Origin of the sequence: Streptomyces sp. LaPpAH-108 (assembly GCF_000373625.1) — a bacterium.
Classification (GTDB): Bacteria; Actinomycetota; Actinomycetes; order Streptomycetales; family Streptomycetaceae; genus Streptomyces.
This window is the reverse complement of the sequence record NZ_KB891996.1, coordinates 400038-425671: the sequence shown is the minus strand read 5'-3', so window position 1 is coordinate 425671 and position 25634 is coordinate 400038. Positions and strand designations below refer to the sequence as shown.

Below are 25634 nucleotides of genomic sequence, written 5' to 3'. Positions count from 1 at the left end.
GGTAACTCATGGCGAACAACCGCCGCATGTCCGGCAAGAAGGGTGCACAGGTCGGCAGCGGCGGCCAGCGGCGCCGCGGCCTCGAGGGCAAGGGCCCCACCCCGCCCGCCGAGATGCGCAAGGGCCACGTCAAGCAGCGCGCCGCCGCCGCCAAGGCCCGCCGCGCCCAGGGCGCCCGCCCGCAGCCGCGCCGAGGCGGCGGGAAGTCCTCCTCCGAGCTGGTGGTCGGCCGCAACCCGGTGTTCGAGGCGCTGCGCGAGGGCGTGCCCGCCAACACGCTCTACGTCCAGCAGTTCATCGACAACGACGAGCGGGTCCGCGAGGCCATCCAGCTCGCCACCGAGCGCGGCAACATCAACCTGATGGAGGCCCCGCGTCCCGAGCTGGACCGCATGACCAACGGCCTGAACCACCAGGGCCTCGTCCTCCAGGTCCCGCCGTACGAGTACGCGCACCCCGAGGACCTCACCGCGTCCGCCTACGACAACGGCGAGGACCCGCTGATCGTCGCGCTCGACGGCGTCACCGACCCGCGCAACCTGGGCGCCGTCGTCCGCTCCGTCTCCGCCTTCGGCGGGCACGGCGTGGTCGTGCCCGAGCGCCGCTCGGCCGGGATGACCGCCGGTGCCTGGAAGACCTCCGCCGGTACGGCCGCCCGTACGCCGGTGGCCCGCGCCACCAACCTGACGCGGGTCCTGGAGCAGTACAAGAAGGCCGGGATCACGGTCGTCGGCCTGGCCGCCGACGGCGAGGCCGAGCTGGGTGACGTGGCGGCGCTGGGCGGTCCGGTCGTCGTCGTGGTCGGCAGCGAGGGCAAGGGCCTGTCCCGGCTGGTCGGTGAGACCTGCGACGTCCGGGTGCGCATCCCGATGCCGGGCGGCGCCGAGTCCCTGAACGCCGGTGTCGCGGCCGGCATCGTGCTGTACGAGGCGTCCCGCCGCCGCGCCTGAACGCGCGTGCGGGAATTCACCCGGATGCGGTAATTCCGGGGTCCACCCGGAGTTCAGGACGACTTTGACGCGGCCCGGACACATCGGGCCGCGTCGGGGCAGTGTCCTAACTCCGCATCACTCGGTTAGATGAGTGTGGACACCAGAACACCCCGCACACCCACGGGGGACCGCTCGTCGGGCTTCGACGACGTTCCCGCGCTGAGCATGGTGAAGGTGCCGAGCGATCCGGCGCAGGTCATCGTCAACCACGCCAGCTTCCGCGTGCAGCTGGGCGCGGCGGCCAGGCGCAACCAATCCGCCCGGATCGCCCGGCAGCCGGGCACCGTTCAGACCCCCTCGCACCTCTCGTCCGCGTCCGTGGGTACGGCGGCCCGGGCCGGAGCGGGGCGCCGCCGTCCCGTCGTCTGGACCGGTCGGTCCGCGCCCGGTGACACCGGCGCCCACCGGCTGCTCCAGGCCGTCCGGGGCAGCAGCGTCCGCCACCCCGACGAACCGGCCGGGGCCACCCAGGTCATCCCGCGCGTCGGCGCCGCCCCCGGTGACGGCTACGACGGCTACGACCGTCTCGACGCCACCGTCGAGACCCCCGTCCTCGGCCACCAGCGCACCTCCCCCGACGAAGGCCCGCTGCTGCCCCCGCTGCGCGGCGGAGGCAGCGCCTACGACGAACCGGCGTACGACAGCGGCGAGTTCGAGGCGTACGACGACTCCGCCGAGCCCCCGCCCTCGCGCGCCTCCCGGCGCCACGGCGACGACGCCGCCCGGCACGCCTACTACCCCGGGCGCCGCCTCAACCTCGGCGTCGTCCTGCTCCCGCTGCGCGTCTTCCTCGGCTTCATCTCCATCTACGCGGGCATGGGCAAGCTCTGCGACCCCGTCTACTTCGACGGCGGCGAGCGCGGCTCCATGGTCAAGTGGCTCAACACCCTGCACCCGTGGGACGTGGCCGAGCCGCTGCGCCAGTTCGCGCTGCACCACCCGGTGGGCTCCGGGCTGGTGATCGCCTTCCTCCAGGTCATCGTCGGCGTGCTGACGATCCTGGGCTGCTGGCAGCGGGTCGCGGCCGTGGTGGGCGCGCTGCTGTCCGCCGCGCTGATCGTCACGGTCAGCTGGAAGACCGTCCCGGCCTACGACGCGCCGGACATCATCTACCTCGCCGCCTGGTCCCCGCTGATCATCGCGGGCGCCCCCGTCTACTCCGTGGACGGCCGCCTCGCGGCGGGCGCCTGGCGCACGCTCGGCCCGCGCGCCGACATCTGGGACCTGCGCCGTTACGTGCTGCGCCGGGGCGCGCTCATCACGGCCGTCATCATCGGCCTCACGCTGCTCATCGGCTCCGTGCTCGGCGGCGCGGTGCGCGCCTCCAGCCGGGTGGTCGTCCCCGGGCCCGGCGAGGCCCCGCGCAACAACCTGCCGGGCTCGTCCCTGCCGCGGGAACCCGGCACGCGGCACTCCGCCACGCCGTCCGCGAGCGGCGCGCCCACGGGCGGTGCCACGGCCGGGGCGAGCCCGTCGGCCGTCGCGCCCTCCGCCGGACGCACCACCGGGGCCACCACCGCGGCGCCCAGCCAGACCCAGGGCACCACGGGCCAGGCCCCGCCCAGCCGCACCGCGCCCGCCACGAGCGGCGGCGGCGCCCCCAGCACCTCGGCGGGCCCGACGAGCACCGGCGGCACCGCGACCGGCGGCACCGACTCGGCACCCTCGGGCGCCGACCCGGCCACGGGCGGCACCTCCACCGGGGAACCGGGCCTGGTGGGCGGCCTGTTCGGCGACTGAGTGGCTGTCAGGACGCACGACAGGGGCCCGTACCGTGCGATCGGTACGGGCCCTGTCGTATGCGTGGGGTTCGGTGTGCGGGGGCCTCAGGCGCCGCGCTGGCCGTTCAGCTCCTTGGCGGCCTCGGTGAGGTCCTTGGCGGTGTCGATGGCCCGCCAGTAGGCGCCCTGCGGGAGCGGGAACCCGGCGAGCCTGCGCTCACGGGCGAGGCGGGGGAAGGTGGTCCGCTCGTGGTCGCCGCGCTCGGGCAGCAGATCGTGGAACTCGGGGGAGAAGACGTAGACGCCCGCGTTGATCTCGACGGTGGAGGGCGGCGCCTCGATGAAGTCGGTGATGTGCCCGAACCCGTCGGTCTTCACCGCGCCCCAGGGCAGCCGCGGCCGGGCGAGCGCGAGGGTGGCCACCGCGTCCCGCTCGGTGTGGAAGTCGGCCATGTCCCGCAGCGAGAAGCGGGTCCAGATGTCGCCGTTGGTGGCGTACCAGGGCCGGTCGGGGTGCGGGAGGTGCGCGGCGGCGTACTTCAGACCGCCGCCGCGGCCGAGGGGTTCCGTCTCGACGACCGTGCTGACGGACAGCGGCAGGTCGGCGGTGGCCAGCCACTTCTCCAGGACCTCGGCGAGATGGCCGCAGGAGACCACCACGTCGGTGACGCCCTCCTCGGCCAGCCAGGTCAGCTGGTGGCCGATGATCGGGGTGCCCGTGCCGGGGATCTCGACCATCGGCTTGGGCCGGTCGTCGGTGTAGGGGCGCAGCCGCGAGCCCTGGCCACCGGCCAGGACGACGGCTTGAGTGGGGCGCGACGCGGCGCTCGGGTGGCTCATGCCCCGAACTGTACGTGGCGCCCCGGCGGGGGGCGGGAGCCGACCGCGCGTCGGCCCGGGCCGGTCCCGGCTCAGCCGCGCGCGGTCAGGACGCCGGAGGCGAAGGACGTGTCGCAGACGGGGCGGGCGTACGACTGGGCGCGGGAGGCGCCGTAGATGCGGACGGCGGCCTTGCCGAGGGCGCGGGCGATGTCGGAGCAGTGCGCGGCGAGCCCGGGGCGGCCGTTGACCGCCTGCTGGAGGTGGGTGAGGACCACGCCGGGGTTCTTGTGCTGCAGCTCGCCCATCAGACGGTCGCGCAGCGCGTCCTCGGGGGCGGCCTTGTGCGCGGCCGGGCGGGCGGCGGGCGCCTTGCCGGAGATCTCCGCCGCGGTGACGTCCGACGCGGTGAGCACCGAGCTGGCGGGGCTTCCCGTCCAGTTGACCCGGGTGACCGCGAGGGTTCCGGAGAGCACCAGGACGACGGGCAGGACGAGGGCGAGCGTGCGGCCGGCCCGGCGGGCGGGTCCGCCCCGGTGGCCGCGGCGCGTCTGAGAGGTGGTGGAGTGCTTCACGCGAGTGAGGGTAGCGCCCGGTAATGATTTGGCGACATTTAGTCACCCTTATGGGGGATGAAGTGGTGCCGCTTTGTGGGTAGGGGGTTGACGCCGGGGCCCGGAATGGTCGCTGTGCCGGGGTTTTTCGGGCGGGGTGGACGGGGGCCGGGAACGGGGAGAGGGGCCCCGAAGGACCCCTCTCCTGTGATGCTCTCTTTCGGTGCCGTCGGTGTGCCGGTGTGTCAGTCGGAGAGGCGCTCGCCGGTGGAGCTGGAGAAGACGTGGATCTCGCCGGGGCGCGGGACGACGTGGAGGGTGGAGCCCTTCTCGGGCACCTGGCGGCCGTTCACGCGGACGACGAGGTCCTTGACCTCGCCGCCGACCTCGACGGCGCCGTAGACGTACCCGTCGGCGCCCAGCTCCTCGACGACGTTCACCGAGACGGCGAGACCGGCCGGGGCGTCGGCGGAGTCCTTGGAGAGGGACTTCGCCGCCTCGCCGCCGCCCAGCTCGACCACGTCGAAGTGCTCGGGGCGGACGCCGACGGTGACGGTGGTGTCGCCCTTGTCGGCGGCGGCCGTCAGCGCCTCGCGGCTGACCGGGACCACGCTGTTGCCGAACTTCACGCCGCCGTCGGTGATCGGGACCTCGACCAGGTTCATGGCGGGGGAGCCGATGAAACCGGCGACGAAGAGGTTGGCGGGGCGGTCGTACATGTTGCGCGGGGTGTCCACCTGCTGGAGCAGGCCGTCCTTGAGCACGGCCACCCGGTCGCCCATGGTCATGGCCTCGACCTGGTCGTGGGTGACGTAGACCGTGGTGATGCCGAGGCGGCGCTGGAGGGAGGCGATCTGGGTGCGGGTGGAGACGCGGAGCTTGGCGTCCAGGTTGGACAGCGGCTCGTCCATGAGGAAGACCTGCGGCTCGCGGACGATCGCGCGGCCCATGGCGACGCGCTGGCGCTGACCGCCGGAGAGGGCCTTGGGCTTGCGGTCCAGGTACTCGGTGAGGTCGAGGATCTTGGCGGCCTCTTCGACCTTGGCCCGGATCTCCGCCTTGTTGACACCGGCGATCTTGAGCGCGAAGCCCATGTTGTCGGCCACCGTCATGTGCGGGTAGAGCGCGTAGTTCTGGAACACCATCGCGATGTCCCGGTCCTTGGGCGGCAGGTGCGTGACGTCGCGGTCGCCGATGCGGATGGCGCCGCCGTTGACGTCCTCGAGCCCCGCGAGCATGCGGAGCGAGGTGGACTTGCCGCAGCCGGACGGGCCGACCAGGACGAGGAATTCCCCGTCCTCGATCGCGATCTCGAGCGCGTCGACGGCGGGCTTGGTGGAGCCCGGGTAGATCCGGGTCGCCTTGTCGAACGTGACAGTGGCCATGCTGGAGGCCCCCTTCTACCGGCAGGAACGTGCCGGACGATCCGTTGTAGGAAGGTGGTTGACGTAGTCCACCTGGGTGAACTGCCTCGGACCGTACCTGCCGCCCCCGCGTCCTGTCAGTACCCCGGCCCCCGTCACTTCCAGCGAATTTCCCCCGGCCCCGCCCCACCGGATGGGTACACTTCACAGGCACGAGCGCCCCGAGCGCCCGTCCCGCCTCCTTAGCTCAGCTGGCCAGAGCAACGCACTTGTAATGCGTAGGTCGTCGGTTCGAATCCGACAGGGGGCTCTGGCGAGGCCCAGGACAGACACCGTCTGACCTGGGCCTTTGTGCTTTCCGAGGCCATTCCGTGGCGAGGGGGCGCCTCTCCCGGGGCACCATGACTGCCACCGGTGGACAACCGGTGGACAGACGTGCGGCGAGCGTGCCGTGATCCATCCCCTGGTCGTCGGGTCGGTGGCGCCCGGTGCGGCCGTTCTCGTCGTCGTGCCGCTGGCGGTGCTCGGCAGCGGATCTGCCATGCCTCCTGCCGTGACGGCGGGCTCTCGTGTCGTGGCGGTAGCCGGTAGACAACAGTTCGATGCGTGGACCCCGCCGGGGCGGGGGCGTCGCTACAGTCCGCAAGATGAACACAGCGAACTGGAACGCTTTACGTTTCTCCGTGCTGGGGCCGGTCCGGGCCTGGTGCGGGGACCGTGAGCTGGGGCTGGGTTCGCCGCAGCAACGCGTCGTGCTGGCCGCGCTGTTGCTGCGCCGGAAGCGGGCCGTCACTCTCGCCGAGCTGGTCGATGCCGTCTGGGGCCTGGAGCCGCCGACGGCCGCCGTGTCGGTCCTGCGTACGTACGTCTCCCGGCTGCGCAAGGTGCTGGAGCCCGACCGCGACCCCGCCGACCCACCGCGCACGATCGTGTCGGTCGGGGACGGATACACGATCCGGATACCTGAAACCGCCCTGGACCTCGCCGAGTTCGAACGAAGGGTCCGGGACGCGGCCGAGGCCGCCGCCTCCGGTGACGAGTCGGCCGCCGCGGACCTGCTGCACGAAGCCCTCGACGGGTGGCAGGGCATGGCGCTGGCCGGTCTGCCCGGCCCCCTGGCCGAGGCCGAACGCTCACGGCTGGCCGAGGAGCGGCTGAACGCCCTGGAGCGGCGCCTGGACCTGGACGTCCGGCTCGGCCGGCACGGGCAGGCGATCGCGGAGCTGATGGCGCTGACGGATGAGCACCCGCTGCGGGAGGAACTGTGCCGCCTGCTGATGCTGGCGCTCTACCGCTCCGGGCGGCAGGCCGAAGCGCTGGCGGCGTACCGCGGGACGCGCACCACGCTGGTGAGCGAGCTGGGAGTCGAACCCGGTGCGGCCCTGCGGGACCTGCACACCCGCATCCTGGCGACCGACCGGAGCCTGGATCTCCGGCCCCGGCACCGTACCGAGGAGGCCGCCGCCCCCGGCACCACGACCGCCATGACCGGCACGGCCGCGAGCACTTCGGGCGCGGCCCGGAGCGACGCCGCCCCGGAACCCGCCGTCCGGGCGGACCCTCCTCGGATCGCTCAACTCCCCGGTGAACTGGCCGTGTTCACCGGACGAAATGCCGAACTGGAGTGGGCCCGCGGCCTGTTTCCCCTCGACGGAGGTGCCCTCCCCACCCTGGTGATCAGCGCGATCAGCGGCATGGCCGGTGTCGGCAAGACGACCCTGGCGGTGCACCTGGCCCACCGGGTCGCCGAGCACTTCCCCGATGGACAGCTTTTCGTCAATCTGCGCGGCTTCGACCCGACCGGGTCGGTCATGCCGCCGCAGGAGGCCATACGCATCCTGCTCGACGCCCTCGGGGTTCCCCCGCAGCAGCTCCCCTCCGGACTCGAGGCCCAGACCGCGCTCTACCGCAGCATGCTGGCCAAGCGGCGGGTGCTGATCCTCCTCGACAACGCCCGTGACAGCGAGCAGGTCCGCCCGCTGCTGCCCGGCTGCCCGGGCTGCCTCGTCATCGTCACCAGCCGCAACCAGCTCACCGGCCTGGTCGTCGGCGAGGGGGCACAGCCGCTGACCCTGAGCCAGCTGACGCCCGCCGAGGCGCACGAGTTCCTGGCGCGCAGGCTCGGCGCCGACCGGCTGGCGGAGGACCCGGCGGCGGTGGACGAGATCGTCGCCCGGTGCGCCCTGCTGCCGCTGGCCCTCGCCGTGGTCGCCGCCCGCGCCGCCACCCACCCCGGCTTCCCGCTCGGCGCCATCGCCGACGAACTGCGCGACAGCCCCGAGAACCTCGACGCCTTCGCCGGGGACGACGTCACCATCGACGTACGGACCGTCTTCGCCTCGTCGTACGAGCTTCTTTCCGCACCGGCCGCGCGGCTGTTCAGACTGCTGGGACTGCACCGCGGCCCGGACCTCTCCGCGCCCGCCACGGCCGCTCTCGCCGGGCTCCCCCCGCGCGAGACGCGCGGCCTGCTCGCGGAGCTGACCCGCGCCCATCTGCTCACCGAGCACTTTCCCGGCCGCTACACGCTGCACGACCTGCTGCGCGTCTACGCCACCGAGCGCGCCCACGCCGAGGAGACACCCCAGGAGCGTGACCTGGCGGTGGAGCGGCTGCTGTCCTGGTACCTGCACACCGCGGACGCCACCCACCCGCACATCACCCCCGACCGCCACCGGATCGCCCTGGCACCGCCGCCGCCCTCCTGCAAGCCCCTGACGTTCACCACCCACGACCAGGCCGTGAACTGGTGCGAGACCGAACGAGCCAACCTCGTCGCCGCGGTCCACCAGGCCGCCGAGTCCGGGAAGTCCACCATCGCCTGGCGACTGCCCGCCGCTCTGTGGGGGTTCTTCCACCTCCGCGGCCACCTGGACGACTGGTACGGCGCCGCCCGCACCGGCCTGTCCGCCGCCCGCGCCGCCCACGACCGCCCCGGTGAGGCACAGGCTCTCATGGACACCGCCTCGGCACTGCGCTGCGCGAACCGCTACGACGAGGCCATCGACCACTACCTCCGGGCGATGACCGTCTTCCGGGAACTCGGCGACGTGCGGGGCAGGCTGCGGGCCGTCGGCAACCTGGGCGACGCCTACCTCCACGCCGGACAGTTCGCCAAGGCCGCGGTGTACAGCCGCCGCGGCCTTGCCCTCGGCCGGGCCGTCGGCAGCAGCTGGGGCGAAGGGCTCTCCCTGAGCAATCTGGGCGACGCCTACCAGCGGCTCGGGCGGTTCGACGACGCTGTCGCCTGCCTGGAGCAGGCCCTGACCGTGCTGCGCGCCGGAGGCAACCGATGGGTCGAGGGCGTCACGCTCGACGTGCTCGGCACCGTCCACCACCGGTTGGGCGCCCATGACCGCGCGGTCGAGTACTACACGCGGGCCCTCACCACCCACCGGGACATCGGCAACCGGTGGGGGGAGGGCCACACCCTGGGCCACCTGGGCGACGTCCAGCTGGCCTCGGGCGATCCCGAGGCGGCCGACGGCAGCTGGCGCCAAGCCCTGGCGATCTTCGCGGAGTCCGGTCACCCGGACGCCGCGAAGATCGAGGGAAAACTGCGCTCCCTTCAGCCCGCCTCGCGGTAGGCCCGGCCTGCGGCGTTCGCGGTCGTGCCGTCGTACAGACCGGTCGGGCTGGTCCGCGTGGACAGCGTGAACCAGGCGTAGCGCTCCACGAAGTCCAGACCGTCCAGCATCCGCGTCGAGGACGTGATGAAGTCGGTCTCCTGCCGCTGGTCGGGGTAACGGGGGCTGCCCTGGGAGAAGTCGGTCAGGCCGTACTCGGTGAGCCAGATCGGCTTGTGGTAGCGGTCGTGGACCCGCTGGATGTAGTCGCGCAGCTGGGCGGCGGCGTCCGGGCCGAAGTCGGCGCCGTACCAGTGCAGGGGGATGAAGTCGACGCGCAGGCCGCGCTGCTCGGCTCCCCGCATGAAGCGGTCGAGCCAGCCGCCCGGCACGTCGGCGTCGTGGGAGACCGCCGGGGCGCCCAGGCGCAGACCGGTGTTCTCCAGCCTGGGCCAGAGATCCAGGGCCTGTTCGGGCGACATGTCCGACTGGGTGGCCGAGTCGGGTTCGTTGAAGCCGAGGAGTTCGGTGCCCTCTTGCCCGGCCTTACCCAGCTCCTCGTCGGTCACGGAGCCGGGGCCCCAGATCATCGGGACGTACTCGACGCCGTCCGGCCGGGTGACGGCGCCGGTGGACGAGGCCCAGTTGAAGTACCAGGACGCGCCGGAGTCGGCCAGGGCCTGGGAGGCGCCGTCGACCGGGTTGAGACTGATGCCCTTGCGGTGGTCCGCGGCCTGCGAGGTACCGCCGCCACCGGAGCCGGACGAGGCCGCCGGTGCGGGGGCCGCGTCGCCGGAGCCGTTGAAGGTGACGGTCAGACCGGTGCACTTGGTGCACTGGTACATGGTCCGGTTCCCGGGCTCCGCGTCCTGCTTCGACCAGGCGTACGCGGTGGGGCACGTGGCGTTGACCGCGTCGCTGTAGGGGGTCTTGGCGTCCCGGTCGGGGTTGACGCACACCAGCGGCTTGCCCGTGGCCTGGTCCTTCACCAGGTCGTCGGCCGGGCAGGACGCCAGCAGATCGACGGCGCAGCCCGCCACCGCGCACTCGCCCGTCCCGGGCGGTGTCACGTCGTTCGGGGTGATGGTGACGGCGGCCGATACGGCGTCGACGTAGCTGACGTCGTACCAGGGCGCGAGCGAGTCGGCCGGATCGAAGTTGAACTCGGCCAGGCTGGTGGGCTGTTGACCGGTGGTGCAGTGGTCGGCGTAGGGGCCGCAGTCGCCGACCGCGCAGTGGAAGGTGGTGCCGTCCTGGCCCGAGCATCCCTGCCGGGCGAAGAACGTGCCGCGCCAGTGCCCGGCGCCCTCCCGCTCGGGGACGGTGAGGGTGGCGGACTGCCCGGGGTCGAGGGCCGGAAGCCCGGTCAGCGCGGCTGAGCCGTCCGCGTTGACGTTGCTGCCGATCCAGACGCGGCCGGAGGTCCTGTTCTGCAAGGTCACGGTGTGCTCCGCGGTGCTCACGTCCGCGGCCGGTGCCCCGTCGAGGTGGGTGACACCGGTCTGCCGACCCAGGATCACCGAACTCGTGGCCGCCGCGCCGACGACGACCAGCAACAGGATCAGCAGGAGTGAACGTCTGCGCATGACATCCCCTTTCAGGTCGCGCTCTCGCCGCATCGGCGACCGGACGTCGCCTCCGCGGGCACGGCGGAGACGGCCAGGTCACGCTTCGGCTCAAAACCCGCGGGCAGCGACAGCAGGGCGGGCGGCAGGGGAGCGCCGGGAGGCTCCGGAGCGCCGTCGGCCGGGTGCTCCTGCGGCGCCTGCCGGACGGGGGCCGCGTCCGCGTCCGGCACGGCCCTGCACCGGCTCAGCAGCCCGCGCGGCCCGAGCCGGTCACGGCGGGACGGGCCGGGCGGACCGGGTGACTCGGGTGGGCCGGGCTGTTCCGGTGACGTGATCAGCGGTGTGGGCACGGTGACCTCCTGGACTCGACGGCCGGCCTGTCGACGCCGACCGTGCCCGCACAACGGCTACGGGACAGTCAGCGGTTCAGCCGAACGCGGCCCACGGCCGTCAGGCGATCTCCCGACGCCGCCCCCACAGCGCGCGCTTCTGGCACCGCGAGGAGCCTGATACCGCAAATATCACCTGATTGGTCTACACGCTCCCGCGTCGAGCGAGCGGCATTCGCCCGTTCGTACCAGCGTGGCCAGGGGGTGTCACCGCGATCCGGTGATCACTGCTTCATCGGGAGGCGTCATGGTCGTGATCGCCCTGCTGCTGCCGGTACTGCTCGTGCTCATGCTGTTCGGGCTGGATGCCTTCGAGGACTTCTTGTTCACGCGGCCCCCCGACGAGTCCTCACCCGACGGAGACGTACACGGAGACGTACCCACAGAACCGCCTTGAGCCGCAGGACCTGTCACTCACCCGAAGCGGCTGGGCGGTGTCCTTCGTGGTGAGGCGGTCGTTGGGAGGGTGCGGTCGTACCCCGGTGTCGTCCCGATCATCCTGTCCGGTGGTGCCCCGATACCGCTCATCGTGACCCTTACGAAAAAGGAATACCGCCGGTGAAACAATCCGCCTCCTGCCTGCACCAGTCTCGACGCCCCCGCAGGTCGGCCCGTGTCTGGACCCTCTGCGTGGCGTTCCTGCTCGCTGTGACGGGCATGCAGTTCCTGCTTGCTCCCGCGCATGCCGTCTCCTCCGTCAGCGTCTCGTCCACCACGGTGGCCGCCGGTGAGACCTTCACCATCCACTTCACCGGCACTGCGGACACCCCCAGGTCCGGCGCGGGTGAGAACTTCTACGCCGGATCCACGGCCCTCGGTTCCCTCGACGCGTTCACCACCATCGAGTCGTGCACCGGTAATACGGGCCCCTGCACCGAGGTGGCGGGGTACGGCCCACGGGTACCGCTCGGTGATCTGCAGGGCGGCGAAGCGTTCAGCGGCTCGATCACCCTGCGCGTCGACCCGCAGACCCCGGCAGGCACCTTCGTCCTGCGCTACCAGCTCTACGCCAACGGCGGCGAAGCCACCGCGGACGGCCCCACCATCACGGTCACCAACACGCCCGCCGAGGCCGACCTGGAGGTACGCCTGAGCGCGCAGCCGCATCTCGGAATCCTGGTGCCCTACCTGTCCTACACCCTCACCACCCGCAACCACGGCCCCGGCACCGCCACGGCGGTCACCCTGACCGCGACGCTCCCGGCGGGGAAGACGGCCACGAACCTGTCGACCGGCTGTACTGCCGCACCGGGCAGGGTCACCTGTACCTACGAGAGCATCGCCGGCGGCGCCGGCACCGTCTCCACGTTCCGCCTCCCCATCGGGCTCCTCGCCCTCGGCCCCGTCAATGTCACCGCGGCCCGCACCTCCTCGTCTCCGAGCGATCCGAACGCGGCCAACGACAGGGCGGGCGCCACGTGCACCGTCCTCTCCGTCGCCCTGGCCACCTGCGACTGAGCGGACGCACTGACCCGCCGCTCGGCCGAGCCGCAGCTGACCGGGGTCGGCCGCCGCTCCGGCTCGGACCGGGCGTCATCGCGACACAGGGGTCACATCGACGTCGATCCACGGTGCCGCGGTGCGGGTGACCGTGGGCTGTGGCGTCGGCTTGGCGGTGCGGGTGACGGTGACCGTGGGCTGCGGCTTGGCCGTGCGAGTGACCGTGACCGTGGGCTGTGGCTTCGGTTTGGCGGTGCGGGTGACGGTCACGGTGGGCTGCGGCTTTGGCTTGGCGGTGCGGGTGACGGTCACGGTGGGCTGCGGCTTTGGCTTGGCGGTGCGAGTGACGGTGACCGTGGGCTGCGGCTTCGCGGCGGCAGTGGCGGCGGGCTCAGCGGCCATGGGCTGGTGCACCGTCTGAGCGGCAGCGGCGGAGGGCTGGGCTGTGGTGAGCGCGGCGGGCACGATCAGGGCGCCGATCGGCAGCGCGGCCATGCCGACGGCGGTGAGCCCCATGCGTCTGATGCCGGCACACTTCATGATTGCCCTCCAGGGGGAGATCCAGCGTGAACGATTCGACGCAATTTCAGCAGAACCGTCCGTTTTATGGGTCGGGTCTGCGCGTTCCGGCGTGATCTTCACTCGGGCGTGGGACCTGACGCGGGCCCAAGCGTCGACGCGACGGCACGCAGAGCGGCTCCCGTCGGCAATGTTTGAATGGGCGCCGTCGTCATCGTTCTGGCAAGGAGAAGCGCTGTGCCCCTGGTGTCTGTCGTGATGCCCGTGTACAACTCGGTGGCCACGCTCGGGGCGGCGGTGCGGTCGGTGCTCACACAGACCCATGAGGATCTGGAGCTGCTGGTCACCGACGACAAGTCCACCGACGGGTCCATGGATCTGCTCATGGAGTTCGCCCGCCAGGACGAGCGGGTGCTGCCGCGGTCGGCGCCCGAGCAGGGGGGTGCCGGGCGGGCGCGGAACCTCGCGATCGAGCGGGCCCGCGGGGACTACGTCGCCTTTCTCGACAGCGACGACCTGTGGCTGCCGGAGAAGACCGAGCGGCAGGTGGAGTTCGCCGCCGGAGGCAGCGCGCCCTTGACGTTCACCTCCTATTACAAGATGGACGCCGACTACGCCGGTGACAGCACCGACTTCGTCCCGAACGGACGGGTGGTCCGCGCACGGGAACACGTGGACTACCGCGCGATGCTGGTGCGGGACCACATCGGTGCGCTGACCGCCATGTACGACCGCACCGTTCTCGGCACCAGGCTGATGCCGGAGATGCGGAAGCGGCAGGACTACGCCCTGTGGCTGTCGATCATGCGGGACGGCGCCGACGCCCGGGGTCTCGCCGAACCGCTCGCCGTGTACCGGGCCCACCAGGCGGGCTCGCTCTCCTCCAACAAGCTGTCGCTCGTGCCGTACAACTGGGAGCTGTACCGCGCCCACGAAGGGCTGTCGGTCCCGCGCGCGACGCGGGCGCTGGCCGGTGCCGTGTGGCAGTCGCTGCGCAACTCGCGGATCTAGAACCCCCGGAAAGGACCCGTCTGACCCCCGCGCGGGTCGGATACCGTCCCTGCCATGACGACCGGGGTGGCCGTGACGGCCGGTGTGGGGCGCGTGGGGGATCTGCTGCGGGGGTGGCGGAGGAGGCGGGGGTTCACCCAGCTCGAGCTGGCGCTGAAGGCGGACAGTTCCGCGCGGCACATCAGTTTCATCGAGACCGGACGGTCCGTGCCGAGCCGGTCGATGGTGCTGCATCTGGCCGAGCGGCTGGACGTGCCCGTGCGGGAGCGGAACGCGCTGCTCGTGGCGGCCGGTTACGCCCCCTCCTATCCGGAGACGCCGCTGTCCGCGCCCGCGATGGCGCCGGTGCGGACCGGCCTCCAGCAGCTGCTGACCGCGTACGAACCGCATCCCGCGCTGGTGATGGACGGGATGTACGACGTGGTGGCGGCCAACAGGGGCGTGGAGCTGCTGCTCGACGGGGTGGCCCCCCATCTGCTCCGGGCGCCCATGAACGCCATGCGTCTCACCCTGCACCCGGAGGGTCTGGCGCCGCGCATCCGGAACCTGGGCGAATGGCGGGCCCACCTGCTGGAGCGGCTGGAGCGGCAGGCCACGCTGCGCGCGTCCGACGCGTTGCGCGAGCTGTACGAGGAGGTCGCCGCCCAGCCGGTCCCGGGGGACGAGAACCCCGCCCCAGCCCCCGCCCCCGCCCCGGCGCCGCACCCGTACGCCCTGCCGCTGCGGATCGAGGTGGGCGGTCGGGTGCTGTCGTTCCTCTCGACCGCCACCACTTTCAACACACCGATGGATGTGACCGTCTCCGAGCTGGCGGTGGAGACGTTCCTGCCCGCCGACGCGGAGACGGCCGCCGTCCTTCGGGAGCTGTCGCCGGGCGGCCGGTCAGGCGCCCGGCAGCCGGTCCAGGAATCCGGCCACGCCGGAGATCCGGCCGTCCTCGGCGAGCGTGATCACGTCGAACCCGGCTGCCGGGGCTGAGCCGTCGGCGGTGGAGACCAGGTCCCAGGTGAAGCGGACGAGGTGGTGGTGGGCGTCCGGCGTGCCGGTCAGCTTGAACGCGAAGCCGGGGAACTGCTCGTGGGCGCCGCTGATCGCCGCGGCGATGCCGTCGTGGCCCCGCACGTCGGCCAGCGGGTCGGTGTAGGTGCCGTCCTCCGTGAAGGCCGCGGCGACCGCCTTGGCCAGGTCCTCGGGGGTGGTGGCGTTCCAGGCGGCGAAGTAGCGCTCGACAGCGTCCTCGTGGATGGTCACGGCGGTGTCCTCTCGTCTGCACGGACTGGTGGGAGCGGGCCGGGTGACTCGCGTGGAGCGCGTCGCCCTGCCTGCTCCCACAGCCTGCCGCCGCCGTCCGCGCCGGTCGATTACCGCTGAGGTAATGACGCCTCCACCGGCGGGCTCAGTGCGTGCTCAGCACCGTCCCCAGCACCTCCCGCAGCACCCCGTCCGGGTCCGGCGCGGCCGAGGTCGTGCGCCAGGCCACGAAGCCGTCCGGGCGGATGAGGACCGCGCCGTCGGCGGTGGTGCCGTGGAGGTCGGCCCAGTCGGTGGCCGCCGGGCCGTCCGGGTCGTAGGTGAGGTCGGCGTCGGGGCCGGGGCCGATGCGGTAGGCGTCCAGGGGGACGCCGTCCTCGGCCGCCACGCGGCGCGCCGCCGCGTACCAGCCCGCGTCGTCGGGGGCGTCGGTCAGCAGGACCAGGGAGCGCTCGTAGAGGTCGAGGGTGGACAGGCGCACGCCGCCGCGCTTGACCCAGAGGTGGGGCGCGCGGGTGCCGGGGCTGCCGTCGAGGGTGAGGGTGTCGCCGACGACCGGGTGGGCGGGGTCGGCGTCCAGGACCGCGCCGGTGGGGTAGCGGTAGCCGAGGACGACGTTGAGGATGCCGCGCCGCTTGCCGCCGCCGACGCCCGGGGCGGGGGCGAAGCCGGGGTGGCTGTGCTCGACGGAGCGGGCGGAGGCGCGGGCACTGGTCGCGAGGGCGACGGGGCGGCGCTCGGCGTCGTAGGAGTCCAGGAGGGCGGGGCTCGCCCAGCCGGAGAGGACGGCCGAGAGCTTCCAGGCCAGGTTGTGGGCGTCCTGGATACCGGTGTTGGAGCCGAAGGCGCCGGTCGGGGACATCTCGTGGGCGGAGTCGCCCGCGAGGAAGACCCGGCCGCGGGAGTAGCGTTCCGCGACGCGTTCGGCGGCACGCCAGGAGGCCATCCCGGTGATCCTCACGTCGAGTTCCGGGGCCCCGACGGCGCGTCGGACGTGGTCGCGCAGCCGCTCCTCGGTGAAGTCGTCCAGGGTCTCGCCGCGCTCGGGGTGCCAGGGCGCGTGGAAGACCCAGTTCTCCTTGTTGTCGACGGGGAGCAGCGCGCCGTCGGCGTCCGGGTGGGTGAGGTAGCAGCAGATGAAGCGCCGGTCGCCGACCACGTCGGCCAGCGCGGCGGAGCGGAAGGTCACGCTGACGTTGGCGAAGAGTTCGCCGGGCCCCGTCTGCCCGATGCCGAGGGCGTCGCGGACCGGGCTGCGCGGGCCGTCGGCGGCGACGAGGTAGTCGGCGCGGACGGCGTAGCGCTCCTCGGTGTCCCGGTCGGTGACCGTCGCCGTCACCCCGTCGGCGTCCTGCGTGAAGGACTCCATCCGGTGGAAGTACCGCAGCTCGCCGCCGAGTTCGCGCGCGCTGTCCACGAGGACGGGTTCGAGGTCGTTCTGGCTGCACAGACACCAGGCGGCGGGGCTGAACCTCGCGAGGCCGCCGCCCGGGTCGATGTCCTTGAACAGCCACTTACCGGCGTCACCCACAAGAGTGGGGGTCTGGAGGATGCCGTGGTTGTCGGCGAGCAGCGAGGCCGCCGCCTTGATGTCCGGCTCGATCCCGGCGGTCCGGAACAGCTCCATGGTGCGGACGTTGTTGCCCCGTCCGCGCGGGTGCTTCGAGGTTCCGGAGTGCCGCTCGACCAGCAGGTGCCGCACACCGAGACGGCCCAGGAACACGGACATGGACAGGCCCACCAGTGAGCCGCCCACGATGAGGACGGGGACGCGGTGGTCGGCTTTTTGATGCATCGAAGCCTCCAGTGACGAGGGTGGGCGTTTGAGGCGCCTGTGACTTCTCATGCCCGGTGCCGCCCGCTCCGTCCGCCCAATCACCCGCGTGGTTCATACGAGTCGCGGGCCGCTGCCGGTCGTCACAGGATCAAGGAACGCTGCCGTGCCCACCCGCGGCCGGCGCCGGCTCAGCCCCCGCGAAGGAGATGTGTGCAGCATGACCACGACCTCTGAACGTCCCTCAGGAACGCTGACCCGCGAGGTCTCCCAGCGTGTCTCCCAGTCCGTGTTCGACGGCTCCCCGCTGCGGGTCGTCCTGCTGGTCGACGTCTTCGAGGGCGCGCAGCAGCAGTTCCTGGAGGCGTACGAGCAGCTGTGCGCCCAGGTCGCGCAGGTTCCCGGCCACGTCAGCGACCAGCTCTGCCAGTCCATCGAGAACCCCTCGCAGTGGCTGATCACCAGCGAGTGGGAGAGCGCCCCGCCGTTCCTCACCTGGGTGAACAGCGAGGAGCACGTGCGGATGGTGGAGCCGCTGCACTCCTGCGTCCGCGACACCCGCTCGCTGCGCTTCCACATCGTCCGCGAGACGAGCGGGGCCTCGGCCGCCGCCCAGTCCTCGCCCGACCGCCACCTCCAGGAGCACCCGCGCATCGGCGACGGCATCATCCGGCACGCGCTCACCTTCACGGTGAAGCCGGGCACGGAGGACAAGGTCCGCAAGATCCTCGCGGACTACGCCTCCCCGGAGGCCCAGGTCGACGACGGCACGCGGCTGCTGCGCACCTCGCTGTTCATGCACGGCAACCGCGTGGTGCGCGCCATCGAGGTGCGCGGCGACCTGCTGGCGGCGCTGCGGCACGTGGCCCGGCAGCCGCAGATCCGCGCGGTCGAGGAGGCCATCAACCCCTACCTGGAGCAGGACCGCGACCTGGACGACCAGGAGTCGGCGCGGATGTTCTTCACCCGCGCGGCGCTGCCCGCCGTGCACCACGTGATGACGGAGGAGGCCGCCGAGGGCACCCGGCTCGCCCTGTTCTACCCGGCCCGCTCCGGCCAGGGCATGCGGGTGGCCGAGCTGCTGTCGCAGAGCGACCAGGCCGCCGCCCAGGACCCGCGCAGCACGGTGCTGCGCAGCACGGTCTTCCAGCGCGACGACGTGGTGGTCCGGCTGGTGAACGCGCGCGGCGACGACGTCGACGCCCTGCCGGGTGACCCGGCCGCCGCCGCCGAGGTGCGTGCCCTGCTCGACGGCGAGGCCGCCCGGATGGATCTCGTCACCGACCGCCGGTCGCCGGGCGCCTGATCCGTGTCCGTCTCCCACCCCGACAAAGCCGACGCGGCACATCCAACGGAGGAAGCTGTGACCAAACCCCGTCCGAAGATCGTGAACCTGATGGACGCCGAGCCCAACACCCGGCGCGGCGGTGACCTGCGGGCCATGCTGACCCCGGCGACGGTCGGCTCGACCAGCGGTTTCATGGGCGTGGCCCTCATCCAGCCCGGCGACCGCATCGGTGAGCACTACCACCCGTACTCCGAGGAGTTCGTGTACGTGATCTGCGGCCGCATCGAGGTGGACCTCGACGGCGAGGCGCACCCCCTCAGGCCGGAGCAGGGCCTGCTGATCCCGATGAACATGCGGCACCGCTTCCGCAACGTGGGCGACGACGAGGCGCGCCTCGTCTTCCACCTGGGCCCGCTGGCCCCGCGCCCGCAGCTGGGCCACGTGGACACCGAGGAGACGGACGTCGTCGGCGCCGCCGCGGTGGTGACGGAGGCGGGCGGGGGCAGGGCCGGCCGGGAGCAGGTGCCCTCATGACCCGCCGGGTGGCGGTCACGGGCATAGGCATCGTGGCCCCGGGCGGCATCGGCGCCCCGGCCTTCTGGGACCTGCTGTCGAGCGGCCGTACCGCGACGCGGGGCATCACCTTCTTCGACCCCTCCGGACTGCGCTCGCGCATAGCCGCCGAGTGCGACTTCGACCCGGCGGCGTACGGACTCGACGCGGAGCAGGTCGAACGGGCGGACCGGTACATCCAGTTCGCCCTGGTGGCAGGCGACGAGGCGGTGCACGACTCGGGCCTGGATCTCGCGCGGGAGAACCCGTGGCGGATCGGGGTCTCGCTCGGCACCGCCGTCGGCGGCACCACCCGGCTGGAGAACGACTACGTCCTCGTCAGCAACGGCGGTGAGCGCTGGGACGTGGACCACGAGAAGGCCCGCCCGCAGCTGCACCGGGCGTTCGCCCCGAGCACGGCCGCCTCCTCGGTGGCCGAGCGGTTCGGGGCCCGGGGCCCGGTGCAGACCGTCTCGACGGGCTGCACCTCAGGGCTCGACGCGGTGGGCTACGCCTTCCACACCGTGCAGGAGGGCCGGGCGGACATATGCATCGCCGGAGCCTCCGACTCGCCGATCTCGCCGATCACGATGGCGTGCTTCGACGCGATCAAGGCGACCTCCCCGAACAACGACGACCCGGCGCACGCCTCCCGCCCCTTCGACAACAACCGTGACGGGTTCGTCATGGGCGAGGGCGGCGCGGTCCTGGTCCTGGAGGAGCTGGAGCACGCGCGGGCCCGCGGCGCGCACGTGTACTGCGAACTGAGCGGCTACGCCACGTTCGGCAACGCGTATCACATGACCGGTCTGACGCCCGAGGGCCTGGAGATGGCCCGCGCGATCGAGACGGCCCTGGACCAGGCCCGGCTCGACCCGACGGCGATCGACTACGTGAACGCCCATGGCTCCGGCACCCGGCAGAACGACCGCCACGAGACGGCGGCGGTCAAGCGGGCGCTCGGACAGCACGCCTACGACACCCCGATGAGCTCCATCAAGTCGATGGTGGGGCACTCCCTCGGGGCGATCGGGGCCATCGAGGTGGTGGCGTGTGTGCTGGCTCTGGCCCGGCAGACCGTCCCGCCGACCGCGAACTACGAGACGCCCGACCCCGAGTGCGACCTGGACTACGTGCCGCGCGAGGCCCGGGAGCGGAAGCTCAACGGCGTGCTGTCGGTGGGCAGCGGGTTCGGCGGTTTCCAGTCCGCGGTGATCCTGACCCGGCCGAGGGAGTGAGGACACGATGAGCGCACCCAAGGACCGTCGGGCGGCCGTCACCGGCATCGGTGTCGTCGCGCCCAACGGCATCAGCACGGAGACCTTCTGGAAGTCCACCCAGGAGGGGCTCAGCCTCCTGGACCGGGTGACCCGGGAGGGCTGTGAGCACCTGCCGCTGAAGGTGGCGGGCGAGGTCCGCGAGTTCGACCCGTCGGTGGTCGAGGAGCGGTTCCTGGTGCAGACCGACCGCTTCACGCACTTCGCGATGGCGGCGGCGGACCGCGCCCTGGAGGACGCCCGGCTCGGCCAGGCCGACACCGACGCGGACCCGTACGCCATCGGCGTGGTCACCGCGGCCGGTTCCGGCGGCGGCGAGTTCGGCCAGCGCGAGCTGCAGCAGCTGTGGGGCAAGGGCAGCCGGTTCGTCGGGCCGTACCAGTCGATCGCCTGGTTCTACGCGGCCAGCACTGGCCAGATCTCCATCCGGCGCGGGTTCAAGGGCCCCTGCTCGGTGGTCGCCTCCGACGAGGCGGGCGGTCTGGACGCGCTGGCGCACGCGGCACGTGCCGTGCGCCGGGGCACCGACCGGGTGGTGGCCGGTTCCACCGAGGCGCCGCTCGCGCCGTACTCGATGGTCTGCCAGCTCGGGTACGAGGAGCTGAGCGCCGAGACCGACCCGGCGCGCGCGTACCGGCCGTTCACCGAGGCCGCGTGCGGGTTCGTACCGGCCGAGGGCGGCGCGATGCTCGTCATCGAGGCGGAGTCGGCCGCGCGGGAGCGTGGCGCCGACGTCCGGGCGATCGTCGCGGGCCACGCGGCGACCTTCACCGGCGCCTCCCGCTGGGCGGAGTCCCGCGCCGGGCTCGCCGAGGCGATCCGGCAGGCGCTGGCCGAGGCCGCGTGCGCGCCGGAGGAGATCGACGTGGTCTTCGCCGACGCCCTCGGGGTGCCGGAGGCGGACCGCGCCGAGGCGCTGGCCCTGGTGGACGCGCTCGGTGAGCACGGCCGCCGGGTGCCGGTGACGGCGCCGAAGACCGGGATCGGGCGGGGCTACGGCGCCGCGCCGGTGCTGGATGTGTCGGCCGCCGTGCTCGCCATGGAGCACGGCCTGATCCCGCCGACGCCGAACGTGTTCGACGTCTGCCACGACATCGACCTCGTGACCGGGCGGGCGCGGGTCGCCGAGCCGCGCACGGCGCTGGTCCTCAGCCGGGGACTCATGGGGTCGAACGCGGCGCTCGTGCTGCGGCACGGCGCCGCGTAGGCGAACAGCAAAGGAGAAACGGCATGAACGCGCAGATCACCGAGGAAGAACTGGCCGCCCTCATGAAGAAGGCCGCCGGGATCACCGTCGCTCCGGAGGTGCTGCGGCAGCAGCCGGAGACCCCCTTCGAGACGCTCGGGCTCGACTCGCTCGGCCTGCTGGGCATCGTCGGCGAGCTGGAGAACCGGCACAGCGTCCCGATGCCGCCCGACGCCGAGCGCTGCAAGACCCCCAAGCAGTTCCTCGACCTCGTCAACAGCGCACTGATGGCAGGAGCCTGAGATGGCAGGACACACCCAGAACGAGATCACGATCGCGGCCCCGCTCGACCTGGTCTGGGACATGACCAACGACCTGGAGAACTGGCCGCGCCTGTTCAGCGAGTACGCCGCCGTCGAGATCATCTCGCGTGAGGGCCGCAAGACGACCTTCCGGCTTACCATGCACCCGGACGAGAACGGCACCGTCTGGAGCTGGGTCTCCGAGCGCGAGCCGGACCGCGACCACCTGGAGGTCCACGCGCGCCGCGTGGAGACGGGCCCCTTCGCCCACATGAACATCCACTGGCGGTACGAGGAAGTGCCCGCCGGTACCCGGATGGTGTGGACGCAGGACTTCGCGATGAAGCCGGAGGCGCCGGTCGACGACGACTGGATGACCGACAACATCAACAAGAACTCCAAGGTCCAGATGGCCCTCATCCGGGACAAGATCGAGAAGGCCGCCGCCGGTCACCAGGCCGCGCCGGCCCTGGCCGACTGAGCCCTCCCCGAGGGACGAGAGGACGTGAGTCCATGCACCAGGGACTGATCGTGGCCCGGATGGCACCGGGTTCCGCCCAGGACATCGCGAAGATCTTCGCGGAGTCCGACCGGGGCGAGCTGCCGCACCTCGTCGGGGTGCGCCGCCGCAGCCTGTTCCAGTTCGGCGATGTGTACATGCACCTCGTCGAGTCGGACACCGACCCCGCCCCCGCCATCGCCAAGGTGGCCGGGCACCCGGAGTTCCGCGGCATCAGCGAGCGCCTGTCGGCGTACGTGAGCGCCTACGACCCGGAGACCTGGCGCTCCCCGAAGGACGCCATGGCGCAGCGCTTCTACGTGTGGGAGCGCGACTAGCCCTCCGGTTCGCACCGGACGTCACCGGGGACGCCCCGGACAGTCACCGGCCGCCGGGCCCGCAGCGTCGCGGGCCCGGCGGCCGGTTTTCCGGTGTGCGGTGCTTCGGTACGTCGGTCAGCCGACGACGTGGCACTCGAAGGCGTGCAGATACGGGTTGACGGGACGGATGTCGTCCACGGCCAGGCCCGCCGAGGTGAGGCGGCCGACCATGCTCTCGGTGGTGTGCTTGGCGCCGCCGACGTTGAGCAGGAGCAGCAGGTCCATGGCGGTGCTGAAGCGCATCGAGGGGGTGTCGTCGACCAGGTTCTCGATGACGATCACCCGGGTGCCCTTGCCGCCCGCCTTCACGACGTTGCCCAGGAGGCGGGCCGTGCTCTCGTCGTCCCACTCCAGGATGTTCTTGATGACGTAGACGTCGGCCTCGACCGGGACCGAGGCGCGCACGTCACCGGGCACGATCTCGGCGCGGTCCGCCAGGTCGCCGCCCTCGCGCAGCCGGGGCAGCGCGTTCTCGACGACGCGGGGCAGGTCGAGCAGGCTGCCGCGCAGGGTGGGGTACTTGTCGAGGAGGCAGGCCACGACATGGCCCTGGCCGCCGCCGAGGTCGGCCACCGAGGAGGCGCCGGAGAGGTCGAGCAGGGCGGCGACCTCGCGGGCCGACTGCTCGCTGGAGCGGGTCATGGCCCGGTTGAAGACGTCCGCGGACTCGGGGGCGTCCTCGTTGAGGTAGTGGAAGAACTCCTTGCCGTAGAGGGACTCCACGACGTTGTTGCCGGTGCGCACGGCCTCGTCCAGCTTGGGCCAGGCGTCCCAGGTCCACGGCTCGGTGCACCACAGGGCGATGGCGCGCAGGCTGTTGGGGTCGTCCTCGCGCAGCAGGCGGGACATGTCGGTGTGGGTGAAGGTGCCGTCCGGCTGCTCGGCGAAGACGCCGTAGCAGGACAGGGCCCGCAGCAGCCGGCGCAGCGGCTTGGGTTCGGTCTTCACCGTGGCCGCCAGGTCCTCCACGGCGGTCGGGCGGTCGGTCAGGGCGTCGGCGACGCCGAGCCGGGCGGCGGCCCGGACGGCGGCGGCGCAGGCCGCCCCGAACACCAGCTCGCGCAGGCGCATGGGGGGCGGTGGGGCAGTCTCAGCGGTCGTCATCTGCCGCCCTTTCTGGTTCCTCGGGCTCTTTCAGGCTGGGGTGTGGGGGTTACCGGCGCGTGGTCAGCACAGGCCCGCGGGCTTGGAGGTCCGGCAGGAGTTGCGCTCGAAGACGTTGGCCTTGGCCGCCTCGGTGTTCACGATGTCGGCGGGGGAGTTGTTCGCCAGGGTGTTGCGGTCGATCCGGTTGTTGACGCCCTTGGCGCCGACCATGCTCTTGAACAGCACGATCCCGCCGGACAGCGGGGAGGTGCCGCGGTGGCCCGCGACGTAGTTGCCGCTCACGCGGGTCTTCTCGGTGCCGGTGAGGACGATGCCGGAGCCCTGGATGACGGGGAGGCGGGCGGTCTTCGCGCAGAACTTGTTGTTCTCCACGACCCGGTTGGAGGAGACGGTGAGGTTTCCGCCCTGCGGCTTGTTCTCGTCGCCGACGACGAAGATGCCGCCGCAGTTGCCGGAGACGGTGTTGCCCGTGACGGTCAGGTTCCGCAGGCGGCGCACGGTCATGCCGAGGCGGTTGTCCTCCAGGCGGTTGCGCTCGACGAGCGTCCTTCCGGAGTCGTAGGCGCCGCCCTCCTCGTTGATGGTGTTGGCGAGGAAGAGGCCCGCGTCGCCGTTGCCGCGGATCTCGTTCTGCCGGATCACGCTGTGCACCGAGCGCTCGGTGGCGATGCCCCAGGTCTTGTTCTTGACGGCCTGCACCCGGCGGACCGTCAGGGTGTCGGTCGCCATGCCGAACACCCCGGCGTGGCCGAAGCCGGTGACCTTGAGGTCGGCGACGGTGACGCCCTCGACGTTCTTCTTCTTGGTGCCGAGCACGCAGATGCCGTCGCCGTGCTGGGCACAGGTGTTGGCGACCTTGCCGGTCTTGGTGGCGGCGGGCTTGACGACGGTACGCTCCCCGGCGCCCCGCAGGGTCACCCAGGGCTTGTTGACGACGACGCTCTCGTGGTACGTCCCGGCGAGCACGAACACGGTGTCGCCGGGCCGCGCGGCGTCCACGGCCTTCTGGATCGACTGACCGGGACGGACCACGAGGGTCTGGTGCGCCGCAGCGGCAGGCGCGGCGCCGAGACCGCCACCGAGAAGGGCGGCGGTGCAGGCGAGATATGCGAGGTGACATCTCTTCATACCGCGTACGGTATGACCGGATTATCGGGAAGGTCTGATATAGGCCGACCGGCGGCGTGTCAGAGACCCCCCGGCATCAACGGCGCCGCAGCGCCGCGCCGACCTCCAGCCGGACGTCGGGGACGGGTCTCGGCGCGGCCGGATCGGCGAGCTGCCACAGCCGGTTCTGGAGCACCCGGGCCAGGGTCCAGGCCCGCGCCCGCTCCCGGTCCAGGCCGAGCGCGCCGGTCAGCGCGTCGAAGCGCCAGTGGGTGTCCGCCGGGTCGTAGCGGTCGACCAGCGCGGGCAGCAGCTCGAAGCCGGGGTCTCCGGCCAGCGGTTTGGGGTCGATGGCGAGCCAGGGGGCGCGGTCGGCGGTCAGGATGTTGCCGTGGTGGAGGTCCCAGTGGAGGAGGTGGGCGCCGGGGGTGTCCGCGACCTCGCGGAGGGCGGCGGCGCAGTCCTGGAGCAGGGCGCGTACGGCGGGGTCGGGTTCGGCGCCGAGTGCCCAGGGGGTGCGGTCGAGCATCCCCTGGGCGATGTCACCCAGGTGGCGTATTCCGGGTGGGGCCGGGTGGGCGGTCAGGCGGGTGAGGAGGGTGGCGAGGACGGTGGTCGCCTCGTGGGGGTCCGGGAGGGCGGTCAAGGGGCGGTGGGCGTGCAGGCGTTCGAGGAGGAGGGTGGCGGTCGGGGGGTCGTCGCGCAGGAGGCGTACCGCGCCGTCGCCGGACCAGGTGCGCAGCGCGGTGGCCTCGGCCGCGCACTCGGCGTCCAGGTGCTGGACCTTGAGCGCGGCCGGGGTTCCGTCGGGGGTTGTCACCGGTGTGACCAGCGAGGACGTGCCGCTCAGGGCGGAGCCGTCCGCGCGCAGCCGCCAGTGGCGGAGGAACCGTACGGTCCGCTCCCGCAGGTCCTCCGGGGCCGCATGCTCGCCAGGCACCCCGGTCACGCGCACGACCATACTGGCC

The 25634-nt window shown here is 72.3% G+C and carries 25 protein-coding genes and 1 tRNA gene; 15 read left to right on the top strand and 11 right to left on the bottom strand.

Going from position 1 to position 25634, the window contains the following annotated elements:
• Positions 1 to 8 precede the first annotated feature (8 nt).
• Both rlmB and B079_RS0124135 read left to right on the top strand, forming a co-directional pair.
• A complete protein-coding gene (gene rlmB, locus B079_RS0124140) occupies positions 9 to 950 on the top strand; it encodes a 23S rRNA (guanosine(2251)-2'-O)-methyltransferase RlmB (protein ID WP_018548419.1) in 942 nt (313 codons plus the stop codon).
• Between the two features lie 129 nt (positions 951 to 1079).
• Complete coding sequence (locus B079_RS0124135; RefSeq protein ID WP_199779963.1) at positions 1080 to 2732, top strand: DoxX family protein; 1653 nt, start codon at positions 1080 to 1082, stop codon at positions 2730 to 2732.
• 86 nt (positions 2733 to 2818) lie between these two features.
• On the opposite strand, the gene B079_RS0124130 is transcribed toward B079_RS0124135, so the two are convergent.
• From B079_RS0124130 to B079_RS0124120, 3 genes are all read right to left on the bottom strand, one after another.
• On the bottom strand, positions 2819 to 3553 hold the full coding sequence (locus B079_RS0124130; RefSeq protein ID WP_018548417.1) for a nucleotidyltransferase family protein: 735 nt from the start codon (positions 3551 to 3553) through the stop codon (positions 2819 to 2821).
• A 71-nt stretch (positions 3554 to 3624) separates the two neighbouring features.
• Positions 3625 to 4107 (bottom strand): hypothetical protein, encoded by a 483-nt coding sequence (locus B079_RS0124125; protein ID WP_018548416.1) that lies wholly within the window; start codon positions 4105 to 4107, stop codon positions 3625 to 3627.
• A gap of 224 nt (positions 4108 to 4331) precedes the next feature.
• Positions 4332 to 5471, bottom strand: coding sequence for an ABC transporter ATP-binding protein (locus B079_RS0124120; protein WP_018548415.1), 1140 nt, complete (start codon positions 5469 to 5471; stop codon positions 4332 to 4334).
• 215 nt (positions 5472 to 5686) lie between these two features.
• Here B079_RS0124120 and B079_RS0124115 point away from each other — a divergent pair.
• Both B079_RS0124115 and B079_RS0124110 read left to right on the top strand, forming a co-directional pair.
• Positions 5687 to 5760 (top strand) — tRNA-Thr (locus tag B079_RS0124115).
• A gap of 337 nt (positions 5761 to 6097) precedes the next feature.
• Positions 6098 to 9037, top strand: a complete 2940-nt coding sequence (locus B079_RS0124110; RefSeq protein WP_037801830.1) for an AfsR/SARP family transcriptional regulator — start codon at positions 6098 to 6100, stop codon at positions 9035 to 9037.
• Here B079_RS0124110 and B079_RS32665 read toward each other — a convergent pair.
• Together B079_RS32665 and B079_RS35300 are read right to left on the bottom strand one after the other, a co-directional pair.
• Positions 9019 to 10602 carry a glycosyl hydrolase gene (locus tag B079_RS32665; RefSeq protein WP_234016857.1) on the bottom strand — a complete coding sequence of 528 codons (1584 nt, stop codon included), beginning with the start codon at positions 10600 to 10602 and terminating at the stop codon, positions 9019 to 9021. The two genes, B079_RS0124110 and B079_RS32665, sit on opposite strands and share 19 nt — an antisense overlap.
• Before the next feature lie 11 nt (positions 10603 to 10613).
• Positions 10614 to 10934 (bottom strand): hypothetical protein, encoded by a 321-nt coding sequence (locus B079_RS35300; RefSeq protein ID WP_158685048.1) that lies wholly within the window; start codon positions 10932 to 10934, stop codon positions 10614 to 10616.
• 286 nt (positions 10935 to 11220) lie between these two features.
• On the opposite strand from B079_RS35300, the gene B079_RS35580 reads away from it, so the two are divergent.
• Positions 11221 to 11370, top strand: coding sequence for a hypothetical protein (locus B079_RS35580; RefSeq protein WP_018548412.1), 150 nt, complete (start codon positions 11221 to 11223; stop codon positions 11368 to 11370).
• A gap of 161 nt (positions 11371 to 11531) precedes the next feature.
• Positions 11532 to 12431, top strand: coding sequence for a DUF11 domain-containing protein (locus B079_RS0124090; protein ID WP_026249028.1), 900 nt, complete (start codon positions 11532 to 11534; stop codon positions 12429 to 12431).
• 75 nt (positions 12432 to 12506) lie between these two features.
• Here the strand turns inward: B079_RS0124090 and B079_RS35040 are convergent, their stop codons facing one another.
• Complete coding sequence (locus B079_RS35040; protein WP_158685047.1) at positions 12507 to 13055, bottom strand: hypothetical protein; 549 nt, start codon at positions 13053 to 13055, stop codon at positions 12507 to 12509.
• Between the two features lie 114 nt (positions 13056 to 13169).
• On the opposite strand from B079_RS35040, the gene B079_RS0124080 reads away from it, so the two are divergent.
• Both B079_RS0124080 and B079_RS32660 read left to right on the top strand, forming a co-directional pair.
• Positions 13170 to 13943 (top strand): glycosyltransferase family 2 protein, encoded by a 774-nt coding sequence (locus B079_RS0124080; protein WP_018548410.1) that lies wholly within the window; start codon positions 13170 to 13172, stop codon positions 13941 to 13943.
• Positions 13944 to 13997: 54 nt separating this feature from the next.
• Positions 13998 to 14921: a helix-turn-helix domain-containing protein gene (locus tag B079_RS32660; protein ID WP_051095267.1), complete on the top strand. Its 924-nt coding sequence runs from the start codon at positions 13998 to 14000 to the stop codon at positions 14919 to 14921.
• Here B079_RS32660 and B079_RS0124070 read toward each other — a convergent pair.
• A complete protein-coding gene (locus B079_RS0124070; protein WP_018548408.1) occupies positions 14826 to 15194 on the bottom strand; it encodes a nuclear transport factor 2 family protein in 369 nt (122 codons plus the stop codon). The genes B079_RS32660 and B079_RS0124070 overlap by 96 nt on opposite strands.
• A 145-nt stretch (positions 15195 to 15339) precedes the next feature.
• The gene (locus tag B079_RS0124065) at positions 15340 to 16989 is read right to left on the bottom strand and encodes an FAD-dependent oxidoreductase (RefSeq protein ID WP_018548407.1); all 1650 of its coding nucleotides are present in this window, start codon (positions 16987 to 16989) and stop codon (positions 15340 to 15342) included.
• A gap of 199 nt (positions 16990 to 17188) precedes the next feature.
• Between B079_RS0124065 and B079_RS0124060 the strand changes: the two genes are divergently transcribed.
• Genes B079_RS0124060 through B079_RS0124030 form a run of 7 tightly spaced genes read left to right on the top strand, consistent with a single transcriptional unit; the run spans position 17189 to position 22410 of the window.
• Entirely contained in the window at positions 17189 to 18274 is a 1086-nt protein-coding gene (locus B079_RS0124060) for a SchA/CurD-like domain-containing protein (protein WP_018548406.1), read from the top strand.
• 57 nt (positions 18275 to 18331) lie between these two features.
• Positions 18332 to 18790: a cupin domain-containing protein gene (locus tag B079_RS0124055; RefSeq protein WP_018548405.1), complete on the top strand. Its 459-nt coding sequence runs from the start codon at positions 18332 to 18334 to the stop codon at positions 18788 to 18790.
• On the top strand, positions 18787 to 20046 hold the full coding sequence (locus B079_RS0124050; RefSeq protein WP_018548404.1) for a beta-ketoacyl-[acyl-carrier-protein] synthase family protein: 1260 nt from the start codon (positions 18787 to 18789) through the stop codon (positions 20044 to 20046). Before B079_RS0124055 ends, B079_RS0124050 begins: the two co-directional genes overlap by 4 nt.
• Positions 20047 to 20053: 7 nt before the next feature.
• Positions 20054 to 21292: a ketosynthase chain-length factor gene (locus tag B079_RS0124045; protein WP_018548403.1), complete on the top strand. Its 1239-nt coding sequence runs from the start codon at positions 20054 to 20056 to the stop codon at positions 21290 to 21292.
• Positions 21293 to 21315: 23 nt separating this feature from the next.
• Positions 21316 to 21573, top strand: a complete 258-nt coding sequence (locus B079_RS0124040) for a phosphopantetheine-binding protein (protein WP_018548402.1) — start codon at positions 21316 to 21318, stop codon at positions 21571 to 21573.
• A gap of 1 nt (position 21574) precedes the next feature.
• Entirely contained in the window at positions 21575 to 22054 is a 480-nt protein-coding gene (locus tag B079_RS0124035) for an SRPBCC family protein (protein ID WP_018548401.1), read from the top strand.
• Positions 22055 to 22086: 32 nt separating this feature from the next.
• On the top strand, positions 22087 to 22410 hold the full coding sequence (locus tag B079_RS0124030; RefSeq protein ID WP_018548400.1) for a TcmI family type II polyketide cyclase: 324 nt from the start codon (positions 22087 to 22089) through the stop codon (positions 22408 to 22410).
• 117 nt (positions 22411 to 22527) lie between these two features.
• On the opposite strand, the gene B079_RS0124025 is transcribed toward B079_RS0124030, so the two are convergent.
• The 3 genes from B079_RS0124025 to B079_RS0124015 form a co-directional block, all read right to left on the bottom strand.
• Entirely contained in the window at positions 22528 to 23556 is a 1029-nt protein-coding gene (locus B079_RS0124025; RefSeq protein ID WP_026249026.1) for a methyltransferase, read from the bottom strand.
• 63 nt (positions 23557 to 23619) lie between these two features.
• Positions 23620 to 24687 carry a right-handed parallel beta-helix repeat-containing protein gene (locus tag B079_RS0124020; RefSeq protein ID WP_018548398.1) on the bottom strand — a complete coding sequence of 356 codons (1068 nt, stop codon included), beginning with the start codon at positions 24685 to 24687 and terminating at the stop codon, positions 23620 to 23622.
• 76 nt (positions 24688 to 24763) lie between these two features.
• A complete protein-coding gene (locus B079_RS0124015) occupies positions 24764 to 25627 on the bottom strand; it encodes an aminoglycoside phosphotransferase family protein (protein WP_018548397.1) in 864 nt (287 codons plus the stop codon).
• Positions 25628 to 25634: the final 7 nt, after the last annotated feature.

Bases quoted from the DNA above. Each gene is read 5' to 3' on its own strand.
- B079_RS0124135 (WP_199779963.1), top strand. From the start codon at position 1,080: ATGAGTGTGGACACCAGAACACCCCGCACACCCACGGGGGACCGCTCG.
- B079_RS35580 (WP_018548412.1), top strand. From the start codon at position 11,221: ATGGTCGTGATCGCCCTGCTGCTGCCGGTACTGCTCGTGCTCATGCTG.
- B079_RS0124030 (WP_018548400.1), top strand. From the start codon at position 22,087: ATGCACCAGGGACTGATCGTGGCCCGGATGGCACCGGGTTCCGCCCAG.
- B079_RS0124110 (WP_037801830.1), top strand. From the start codon at position 6,098: ATGAACACAGCGAACTGGAACGCTTTACGTTTCTCCGTGCTGGGGCCG.
- B079_RS0124060 (WP_018548406.1), top strand. From the start codon at position 17,189: ATGACCACGACCTCTGAACGTCCCTCAGGAACGCTGACCCGCGAGGTC.
- rlmB (WP_018548419.1), top strand. From the start codon at position 9: ATGGCGAACAACCGCCGCATGTCCGGCAAGAAGGGTGCACAGGTCGGC.
- B079_RS0124050 (WP_018548404.1), top strand. From the start codon at position 18,787: ATGACCCGCCGGGTGGCGGTCACGGGCATAGGCATCGTGGCCCCGGGC.
- B079_RS0124045 (WP_018548403.1), top strand. From the start codon at position 20,054: ATGAGCGCACCCAAGGACCGTCGGGCGGCCGTCACCGGCATCGGTGTC.
- B079_RS32665 (WP_234016857.1), bottom strand. From the start codon at position 10,602: ATGCGCAGACGTTCACTCCTGCTGATCCTGTTGCTGGTCGTCGTCGGC.
- B079_RS0124020 (WP_018548398.1), bottom strand. From the start codon at position 24,687: ATGAAGAGATGTCACCTCGCATATCTCGCCTGCACCGCCGCCCTTCTC.
- B079_RS0124015 (WP_018548397.1), bottom strand. From the start codon at position 25,627: ATGGTCGTGCGCGTGACCGGGGTGCCTGGCGAGCATGCGGCCCCGGAG.
- B079_RS0124130 (WP_018548417.1), bottom strand. From the start codon at position 3,553: ATGAGCCACCCGAGCGCCGCGTCGCGCCCCACTCAAGCCGTCGTCCTG.
- B079_RS0124035 (WP_018548401.1), top strand. From the start codon at position 21,575: ATGGCAGGACACACCCAGAACGAGATCACGATCGCGGCCCCGCTCGAC.
- B079_RS0124025 (WP_026249026.1), bottom strand. From the start codon at position 23,556: ATGACGACCGCTGAGACTGCCCCACCGCCCCCCATGCGCCTGCGCGAG.
- B079_RS0124065 (WP_018548407.1), bottom strand. From the start codon at position 16,989: ATGCATCAAAAAGCCGACCACCGCGTCCCCGTCCTCATCGTGGGCGGC.
- B079_RS0124040 (WP_018548402.1), top strand. From the start codon at position 21,316: ATGAACGCGCAGATCACCGAGGAAGAACTGGCCGCCCTCATGAAGAAG.
- B079_RS32660 (WP_051095267.1), top strand. From the start codon at position 13,998: ATGACGACCGGGGTGGCCGTGACGGCCGGTGTGGGGCGCGTGGGGGAT.
- B079_RS0124120 (WP_018548415.1), bottom strand. From the start codon at position 5,471: ATGGCCACTGTCACGTTCGACAAGGCGACCCGGATCTACCCGGGCTCC.